Genomic DNA, 8257 nt, shown 5'->3' with positions numbered 1-8257 from the left:
CACTCCCACCTCGGCGTCCACGGCACCTACACCTTCGCCCTGCCCGACCTCGCGCCCGGCGCCATCCGCGACCTGCGCGACCCCGACGCGGGCGAGGACGATGAGATCTGACGATCCCGCCCCCTGTGGCCGGGGTCAGCCGGCCGGGACGCTTCGGTCGGGCAGGAGATCGGACAGCGCGGTTCGGATGGCGGCCCGGCTCACCCCGTGAGTGCGGGCGAGCGCCGCGATCGAGGCGCCCTGATCGGTGTACGTCGACCGCACCACCTCCACGTCGGCGCCGGTGAGCACGGGCGGGCGGCCGCGGTAGCGGCCCTGGGCCTCGGCGGCGGCGATCCCCTCGACGGTGAGCTCGTTCTGGATGTCGCGCTGGAACTGGCCCACGGCCGTGATCACGTTGATGATCACGGTGGTGGTGGCGTCATTGGCGGCCAGATCATGGAAGTTCGACAGCGGCCCGGATAGGACCCGCAGGACGACGCCGCGGGCCTGGCACCAGTTGCGGACGGCGTGGATGTCGAGCAGGTCGCGGCACAGCCGGAACAGCTCCGAGACCGTCAAGGTGTCGCCCGGGTGAGCCTTGGCGGCGATCTTGCCGAACGCGGGACGCTCCAGAGCGGGGATCTTGGAGGTGGTGGCCGGATCCTCGAAGAGGAGAACGCCGTCGGCTGGCCGGAATCCTTCGACGCCTTCGGTCCGCACGAGAAGGCCGGCCTCGGTGAGGATGTGCCGCTGTCGCAGCAGCGACTGCGTCGCAGTGGAGACACGGGAGTAGACGATCTGCACCGGCGCTCCTCGGAAAGGGGGTGAGGAGCTCCGTTCTACCTGTCGGAAAATACTGTCGTCAATTCCGGCCCCAAACCGGCCGCCCGACGTCACACTTCGTCGCTCAATGTCCGATTTTCCGGAGGGTCCGCGGCGCTGGTCGAGTGCCTGTCAGAAAATCATCTAATCCCGACAGCCCCTGCCTCGAGGGTGGGTCATGGGGCGAGGCGAGCGATGAGGCTGGCATGGGGCCCAACGTCCGACCTGTCTTTCAGTTCGTAGAGTTGCTACTCGCCAGCCAGGCCCTCAGCCCTCGGTCAGGAAACAGCAAGCAAGAGCAGGATGACCAGCGAGCCCGCGGTCGTGAGGAGGAAGCGCGCCAGGACGAGCGGATGGAACCAGCCGGGGAACGCCGCCTTCGCCGCCCCAATCAGCGACTTGGCGTCGATGTCGGCGGTGCCGGACTTGCGCAAGGCAGCCTCTACATAGCGGACGACGAAAACCTGGGAGGTGGTGACGAAGCCGCCTGCGATCAGCAGGGTGGGCTGAAGGATCCAGGTGAGCATTGGCTGATCGAACAGATTCAGCACGGCAAGCGTCGCCAGACCCGCGGCGATCGCCACGGACACCGTCACGCTGGCGGTGCTGGCGGTGAAGTCGAGGCCGTGCTTGGTCAATACGGCGGGGCTGTGGCCCTGTCGGTGAATCTCTGCATCGGCTTCTTTCTGAGCGGCGGCGCCGTATCTGTGACCGGCCAACGGAACGACCAGGTACGTCAGGGCCAGCAGGAGCTGCAGGGCGACAACGAGGAACACGGGGATCTCCTCAAGAAAGCTTTTGAACTTTGTTCAACACCGTAGCGCACGTTTTGATCTAAGTTCAACACTCGCTAGGCTGGGCGACATGCTGACCAAGGAGCAGGTCGTCCAGGCAGCCGTCGAGGTACTCGACGCCGAAGGCGTGAACGGGCTGAACATCCGCCGTCTGGGCGCACACCTCGGGTCGGCCGCATCGGCGATGTATTACCACGTCAAGAGCAAGGACAAGCTGGTAGTTCTCGCCGCCGACCACGTGTTCGGCGAGATCCCGCTGCCCGACACCGCCGGAGTCGGGTGGCGGGAAGCCGCCGCGTCGCTGGCGCGTGGAGCGTATGCCATGGTCGTGCGGCACTACTGGTTGATCCCGGCAATGAGTACGCATCTGATCTACGGCCCCAACAAGGCCCGCTTCGACGAACAATCCCTGACGATCTATGAGTCGGCGGGCTTCACCCAAGCCGAGGCCGACCAGGCAGCCGCTACCGTGCTCATGTTCGTGATCGGCGCCGCGCAGGGCCAGGCGGCACAGGCAGCCTGGCAGGCGCATCTACGACGAAACGGCGCCGACGCCGACAAAGAGCTCCAAGGGATCACCGCTGAGATGCTCGCGGTCGTCCAGACCCTCCCCCGGCTGCGGGCCCGCGTCGACTCCGCCGCCATAACCCCGCCCGGGGACCCGTTCGAGTTCGGACTCCAGACACTCCTGGCCGGGCTGGAATCGCGCATCCATTCCCCGACATCGTCAGCTCCGTGACGACAGTCATGGCATCTATATGCCGTCACTGTTGTTAGACACCGGAGCGTCGCTGGCCTTACACGACCCACAGGCACCCACCTGAAACGATCACGAACCGCAATCGTGATGTCTCACCCCGCTACCTGGCGGCTGGGGACACGTTCGGGAGCGGAGGGCCGTAACGCGCGCTGCGAGGACTCGCTAACGCCACTGACGGTTCGGTTGCTGCTCAACCCCCAGATCCTCGAAGGTGAGCAGCGCCTCATCGAGCTTCACCGCCACGCCCGGAACCGTCACCGCGTCCAGCTCACCGATCAGGCGAAGTACCCGTACCGACCCCACCCGCCAGCTCTGCACCTGCGGCGCGGCCCGATCACCCGGCACGACGCCACCCCCTCGCGGTCACGCCCACGTCAACGCGGTTATTGTCCCGGTTGTTACGCGCGGCGTCCATTTCATGAGCGCGACGTAGAAGACCGACAAAAGACCCAGCCCGCATGGTCGTGGTGAGCCGCAGGAACGGGAAGCCGGGAGCGGCGCATCCCGACCGGGGCGCGGTCACCTGCCGCCGCTGCCTGAAGCTGACCGCCCAGGAGCCCGCCGACGAGCACTGAAGCTGTTCCCCGTGCCCGCACCGGAGCATGCCTTGAGCGGCGACGACTGAGGAGCGATCCGGCCTGGGCGCTCGCGCCGAAGGACGATGTCCTCGTCGGTCACGGTCTCAGATCATCTATGATTCCGAGGCCGTGCCGGAAGTCGTCGAGGCGCTGGAGGGCTGCTGGGGAGGTTCGCCCGCCCCGGCGTCGGAGTGCTGCGGCAGTGGCGGCTGTTGTTGGGGGCGGCGTTCCAGCGTCTGCAGTCTCTTGGCAGAAATAACCTCTGAGTTCCCGAGTGTCTCTCCTGGTCATCCAGCCCCAGGACCAGGGTGTTTCACGTGTAGAGCACGTCACTCTGGCGATTGAGGAGATCTCGGAATCGGTGAAGCTTTTCCCTCGTCGCTGAGGTTTTTGTAGCGGCGGTGAAGTCGAGGAGTCGCATGCCGGCCCCGGTCGAGGGCGGCTCGGCCCGGGTGCTGAGTGCCGCGCTGACAGAGAACGCCTGCTCACGCGGGGTGGCTCCGTACATCAGCTCAGGCACTCCGGCCGCTCGCCGGGCCGGGCCGACCGCCGTCGCCGGGTTCCTGAACGCCGCCCGGTGTCGCTCCGAAACCGGCTGACCGCGGACGGCCTCGGGTTCCGGCGAACCCAAGGGTGCATAACCTCACAGAGCACCCCAACGGCCCGATCTCGACTTCTGGGTTCGCGGGAACTCTGGGCTTTCTTGGGGCATGACGAGCATTCGAACGAAAAGTCCCGTTAGCGGGTGGCTCCAGCTAACTATTTGATCTTCCTCTCGTCCTGTTTGTCGGGCCTGCCCTTCCTTCGGGGTCTATGCCGGTTGAGTTTCTTGAGTGATGGTGAGGCGGCCGCGTACGGCCGCTTCTCGGGTGCTCCCCGGACCGCGCCGACCGAGCCGCGGGCTCTCCTGCTCATAGTCAGAACAACGAGTCGCCGGTCGAAGAGGCGGCCGAGTTGCACACGGACAAGGCGGCGGCTCGTACCTCATCGAGGGTCTGCCGGGCGATGTCACCGAACTCGTCGGTGTTGCTCAAGTCGCTCCACCGCTCGTAGGTGATTTTAAAGGCGAGTGTGCCCAGTTCTGCGGTCACCCGGGCGGCGAGGCCGGGTACGCCGCGGCGCGTGACGGCTTGGGCCATCGAAGCGGTGAGGCTCACGCCTTTCAGGGCTTCGCGCTCCTGGAGGTCGGGATGGGCATCGATGACCGCTCGTCTGCGGACGGTGAACGCACGATAGGCGGGCGTGAAGATGTCCTGTCCGAGCGCGTCGAGGCCGCATGCCACCGCTTCGAGCGGGGCGGCTCCGGTGGGCGCCGCCGCGATCGCGGCGACGAGTGGCCTGGTCAGCGCATCCTCGCCGAAGAGCACCTCCCGTTTGTCCTGGAAGTGGCGGAAGAAGGTGCTCTTGGCGAGGCCAGCGCGTTGTGCGATGTCGAGCACGGTCGTGTTGTCGTAGCCGCGCTCTGTGAACAGTTCGAGGGCGGCGTCGGCGAGCCGTTGCGGTGCGTTGGGTTCCCAGCGGGCCATGGACACAGCTTACGGGACTTGGTCTCGTCGCCGTGTACAGTGATAGGACAAAGTCCCATCACTAGTCGTGGAGGCACACCATGAGCCGAGCCGTCATGTACGAGACCTTCGGAGGACCCGAGGTACTGGAGCTGCGTGAGGTTCCGCAACCGCACGCGGGATCAGGTGAGGTCCGCGTTCGGGTGAACGCCATCGGCCTCAACCCCATGGACTGGATCTTCACCTCGATGCCGGAGATGGCCGAACAGTTCGGCATCAGCCTTCCGTCCGGCTTCGGCACCGACTTCGCCGGCGTCGTGGACGAGGTGGGCGCGGGCGTCTCCGGCTTCGCCGTGGGCGACCGCGTCTACGGAAGCGCGGTGGGCCGGGCCGCCGCCGACTTCGTGGTGGTCGATCCTTCGACGGATACGCTCCTGCACACGCTGGCAGAGATCGGCGACGAGGTCGCCGGCACGCTCTCGGTGGCGGGACTCACAGCCTCGGCGGCGCTCGCGGCGGTCGACGTGCAGGCCGGCGATACCGTCCTGATCGGAGGCGCCGCCGGCGGTGTCGGCGTGATCGCCGTCCAGCTCGCCAGGCTCGCCGGTGCCCGGGTGATCGCAACCGCATCCGAAGGCACCTTCGACTTCCTGCGGCGGTTGGGCGCCGATCCCGTCACCTACGGCCCCGGACTGGAGGGCCGAGTGCGCGCGATGGCCCCCGGCGGCGTGAGCGCGGCGACCGACCTGTTCGGTACGGAGACGGCCGAGGCGGCGCTCGCGCTCGGCGTGCCGCCGACGAGGATCTCCACGATCGCCGCCGGTCCCAATCCGCCCGGCGGCGTGCGCCCGACCGGCGGTGTCGATGCGCTGCCTGAGGAGTTGAAGCGGATCGCCGACGCCATCGTCGCCGGCGAGATCACCGTGCCGATCGCCGCCACCTTCCCCATCACGCGGATCCGGGAGGCCGTGCGCCTGCAGGCAGGACGCCACGTCCACGGAAAGATCGTGGTCAACCTCTAGTGTCCTGCGCCGGAAATTCGTCCGTTAAGTCCAGAGTGATGGCAGGGCGCGGACCGGACGGCCGAAAACTCCGGTCACGCTCCTGACATGCCTTGCATGACTGAAGCCCCCTGGATAGCCGGTGGTGTGCTTGGTCTGGTCTTCCTGGATTCTCAGTCGGGTGGCATGTCGACGAAGCGGCTGTAGTGGCCCTGGAAGGCCACGGTGATCGTGGCCGTGGGACCGTTGGAATGGATGAGAACCCCCGGTAAACGCCACCGCAACCCCGCGATCGCCGGCCAAGGCCGCCTCATCCTGCCCGGCGCACCCTCGCACGAGAACCGGGCCCGCTACCCGCGCGACCACTGCGGCCGCGCCGACCGCCAAGCCGCCCGCGCTCACCTGCGGATGCAGCGTGACGCGGCCGTCACCCGAGCCGTGCCCCGTCCGGGGGCCGCCGCGTGACGAGCGACCGCGCCGACCGCGCCGGTTATCTTGTGTGACTCTTAGCAGTCAGTCATGTCAGGTAAGTAACGTTGGCGTGTGCTTGCCTGACGAGTATCCAGGGGTCTTCAGGCATGTCAGGTACGCTGCCTCAGTTCTACCGGGGGTCCCCGTAGTACTCGGGAAATTTCGGGTAAATACAGCATGACCAGCAGGAATGCAGTCAGTTGGTCGTATCCAGGGTGGCGAGGTCGGCGTGGGCCTGCTCGATCGTCTCCGGGTACGTCTCTCACTTGGCGTACTCGGCCAGCGCCCGGTAGATGCTGGCGACGCTCGGGTTGTCGCCCTTGCGTTTATTCCGTCACGGTGACCGCCGCAACCGAACGCCTGCCGCTCGGTGGTCCCGGATCAAGCGGCGCACCACATTTTTGACTGACTAGACACTCTCTTATATAGTCGGGTCATGCCCAGACCACGGAGTGAGGATCGGCGTAATGCGATCCTGCGCGCGGCCACCCGCGTCATCGCGTCCCAGGGGCTTGGGGCGGCTACAGCGGCGATCGCGAGGGAGGCAGACATCTCCAATGGTTCGTTGTTCACCTACTTCGACACGAAAGCGGAGCTGCTGAACGAGCTTTACGTCGCTCTGAAGGCGGAGATGGCCACCGCGGCGACCCCCGATCTCCGTGCCGGGGACGGACTCCGCGAGCAGGTCTGCCGCATGTGGACGCAGTGGTGGCGCTGGGCGATGGCTAACCCGGACAAGCGGCGGGCGCTCGCACAGCTCCAAGTGTCGGATGACATCACCGCCGACAGCCACCGGGCGGCGAGCCTCGCGTTCAGTGGTGTCGCCGATCTGCTGGAACGAAGCCGGGCCAACGGGCCGATGCAGAACGTGCCGCTTGGCTTTGTCCTGACCCTGGTGAACGGGATTGCCGAGGCGACGATCGACGAGATGATCCGCGAGCCTGCCGAGGCCGAGGCCCGCAGCAGGGTGGCGTCCGACGCCCTTTGGCGGGTGCTGGCCGGCTCCGCCGCTCCGCCTACCGCCTGATCTCCATCCACCCATAATCTCCACCGCGAGGGAACCGACATGCCAAACTCCAGCCGCAGCAGATCGCCCGCCAGGACGTGGATCATCACCGGGCCGACGTCCGGAATCGGCCGGCGCACCGCGCTCAAGCTCGCCGAGCACGGCAGCGTCATACTGGTGGGCCGCGACCCGAACAAGCTCACAGAGGTCGAAGCCGAGATCAACGCGCGGCCCCAGGGTCACGCGGTATCGGTGGTCTGCGACTTCTCCGACATCCCGAGCGTGCGGCGCGCGGCCGCGCGGATCCTCGCGCTCGGTCTTCCGATCGCGGGCCTGCTCAACAACGCGGGCATCATGCCGACCCGCGCCGATCAAACCGCGCAGGGGTGGGACCTCGCCTTCACGACCAACCACCTCGGACCATTTGCACTGACCGAGGCGCTCATTCCGCACCTTCCCGACGGTGCGAACGTCGTGTTCGTCTGCTCGGGCGTCGAGGATCCGGAACTGAAGCCCGCGGCCGCCATCGGCTTCCGCGGTGGGCGCTACATCTCGGCAGAGGCCAGCTTGCGCGGCGAATGGCAGCCCGGGGGCTCGTCCAAAGCCGGTTTCGACGCCTACGCCACATCGAAGCAGTGCAACCTCGCCACCGTGCTGGCGTTCGCGCATGAGACTTCGCGGCTGCGCTTCAACGCGGTTGAACCGGGTTTCAATCCGGGCACCGGCCTCGGCCGCGACGCGAACGCCGCCGTCCAGTTTCTGGCGAAGTACGTCGCCACGCCGCTCGCGCCCCTCATCAAGCACTGGAGCACCCCGAAGCGTGCCGCTCGAATGATCACCGGGGTACTGACCGACGGGTCGGATCGGACAGGGGTGTACTACGACGAGAGCGGCAAGCCGATGGTCGGCTCCGCTCAAGTCCGTAACCCTGCTTTCGCTGACCGCGTCGTCGCCGAGACCCGCGCGCTACTCGCCGCCGTTCCCGTGGACCTAGCACCCACGAATTGGTAGTCGCCGACCGCGACCTGTTCGCCCCTGATCACGTCGCCATCGAGAAGATCTCCGGCAAGCTCGCCTCCCGCGCCCCCGGCTCGACCAGCTCCTGGCCAGCTTCAGCGCCGGCAGCCTATCTCTGGTCGTCTCCCTGCCCACCATGCTGGTCGCCTTCGCCCGCTACCGAAATGCGGGCTAGTGCTCCGGCCTTCAGGCCGGGGGTGAAGGCCCGCGCGGGAGGGCCGCCAGGCCCGAGCGTGCCTTAACTCGGGGGTCTTCTCCCGAACATGACCCCAGCCCCAAAGTAGCTCTGGGTGATCCGTGTGACACTGCGTGATCTAGCGG

9 protein-coding genes are annotated in these 8257 nt (G+C 66.9%); 5 read left to right on the top strand and 4 right to left on the bottom strand.

Going from position 1 to position 8257, the window contains the following annotated elements; all coding sequences use genetic code 11:
• Window positions 1-135: 135 nt before the first annotated feature.
• Window positions 136-786 carry a recombinase family protein gene (locus tag ACTOQ2_RS43450; protein WP_440107818.1) on the bottom strand — a complete coding sequence of 217 codons (651 nt, stop codon included), beginning with the start codon at window positions 784-786 and terminating at the stop codon, window positions 136-138.
• A gap of 296 nt (window positions 787-1082) precedes the next feature.
• Entirely contained in the window at window positions 1083-1580 is a 498-nt protein-coding gene (locus tag ACTOQ2_RS43445) for a hypothetical protein (RefSeq protein WP_440107817.1), read from the bottom strand.
• Between the two features lie 88 nt (window positions 1581-1668).
• Between ACTOQ2_RS43445 and ACTOQ2_RS43440 the strand changes: the two genes are divergently transcribed.
• Window positions 1669-2337: a TetR/AcrR family transcriptional regulator C-terminal domain-containing protein gene (locus tag ACTOQ2_RS43440; protein ID WP_440107816.1), complete on the top strand. Its 669-nt coding sequence runs from the start codon at window positions 1669-1671 to the stop codon at window positions 2335-2337.
• 183 nt (window positions 2338-2520) lie between these two features.
• On the opposite strand, the gene ACTOQ2_RS43435 is transcribed toward ACTOQ2_RS43440, so the two are convergent.
• Window positions 2521-2703: a hypothetical protein gene (locus tag ACTOQ2_RS43435; RefSeq protein ID WP_440107815.1), complete on the bottom strand. Its 183-nt coding sequence runs from the start codon at window positions 2701-2703 to the stop codon at window positions 2521-2523.
• A gap of 1150 nt (window positions 2704-3853) precedes the next feature.
• A complete protein-coding gene (locus ACTOQ2_RS43430; RefSeq protein ID WP_440107813.1) occupies window positions 3854-4462 on the bottom strand; it encodes a helix-turn-helix domain-containing protein in 609 nt (202 codons plus the stop codon).
• A gap of 80 nt (window positions 4463-4542) precedes the next feature.
• Between ACTOQ2_RS43430 and ACTOQ2_RS43425 the strand changes: the two genes are divergently transcribed.
• The 4 genes from ACTOQ2_RS43425 to ACTOQ2_RS43410 all read left to right on the top strand — a co-directional run bounded on the left by ACTOQ2_RS43425 (window position 4543) and on the right by ACTOQ2_RS43410 (window position 7930).
• Window positions 4543-5463, top strand: coding sequence for an NADP-dependent oxidoreductase (locus ACTOQ2_RS43425; protein ID WP_440107811.1), 921 nt, complete (start codon window positions 4543-4545; stop codon window positions 5461-5463).
• Between the two features lie 234 nt (window positions 5464-5697).
• Window positions 5698-5907, top strand: coding sequence for a hypothetical protein (locus tag ACTOQ2_RS43420; RefSeq protein WP_440107820.1), 210 nt, complete (start codon window positions 5698-5700; stop codon window positions 5905-5907).
• Window positions 5908-6349: 442 nt separating this feature from the next.
• On the top strand, window positions 6350-6940 hold the full coding sequence (locus ACTOQ2_RS43415) for a TetR/AcrR family transcriptional regulator (protein WP_440107809.1): 591 nt from the start codon (window positions 6350-6352) through the stop codon (window positions 6938-6940).
• A 39-nt stretch (window positions 6941-6979) separates the two neighbouring features.
• Complete coding sequence (locus ACTOQ2_RS43410) at window positions 6980-7930, top strand: SDR family NAD(P)-dependent oxidoreductase (RefSeq protein ID WP_440107807.1); 951 nt, start codon at window positions 6980-6982, stop codon at window positions 7928-7930.
• Window positions 7931-8257: the final 327 nt, after the last annotated feature.

This window comes from Streptosporangium sp. H16 (assembly GCF_051918855.1).
Lineage (GTDB): Bacteria > Actinomycetota > Actinomycetes > Streptosporangiales > Streptosporangiaceae > Streptosporangium.
This window is presented reverse-complemented; position numbering and strand designations above follow the sequence as displayed.

What these genes read in the sequence shown, in the direction of transcription:
- ACTOQ2_RS43440 (WP_440107816.1), top strand. Translation starts at nt 1,669, where the DNA reads ATGCTGACCAAGGAGCAGGTCGTCCAGGCAGCCGTCGAGGTACTCGAC.
- ACTOQ2_RS43430 (WP_440107813.1), bottom strand. Translation starts at nt 4,462, where the DNA reads ATGGCCCGCTGGGAACCCAACGCACCGCAACGGCTCGCCGACGCCGCC.
- ACTOQ2_RS43425 (WP_440107811.1), top strand. Translation starts at nt 4,543, where the DNA reads ATGAGCCGAGCCGTCATGTACGAGACCTTCGGAGGACCCGAGGTACTG.
- ACTOQ2_RS43420 (WP_440107820.1), top strand. Translation starts at nt 5,698, where the DNA reads ATGAGAACCCCCGGTAAACGCCACCGCAACCCCGCGATCGCCGGCCAA.
- ACTOQ2_RS43415 (WP_440107809.1), top strand. Translation starts at nt 6,350, where the DNA reads ATGCCCAGACCACGGAGTGAGGATCGGCGTAATGCGATCCTGCGCGCG.
- ACTOQ2_RS43410 (WP_440107807.1), top strand. Translation starts at nt 6,980, where the DNA reads ATGCCAAACTCCAGCCGCAGCAGATCGCCCGCCAGGACGTGGATCATC.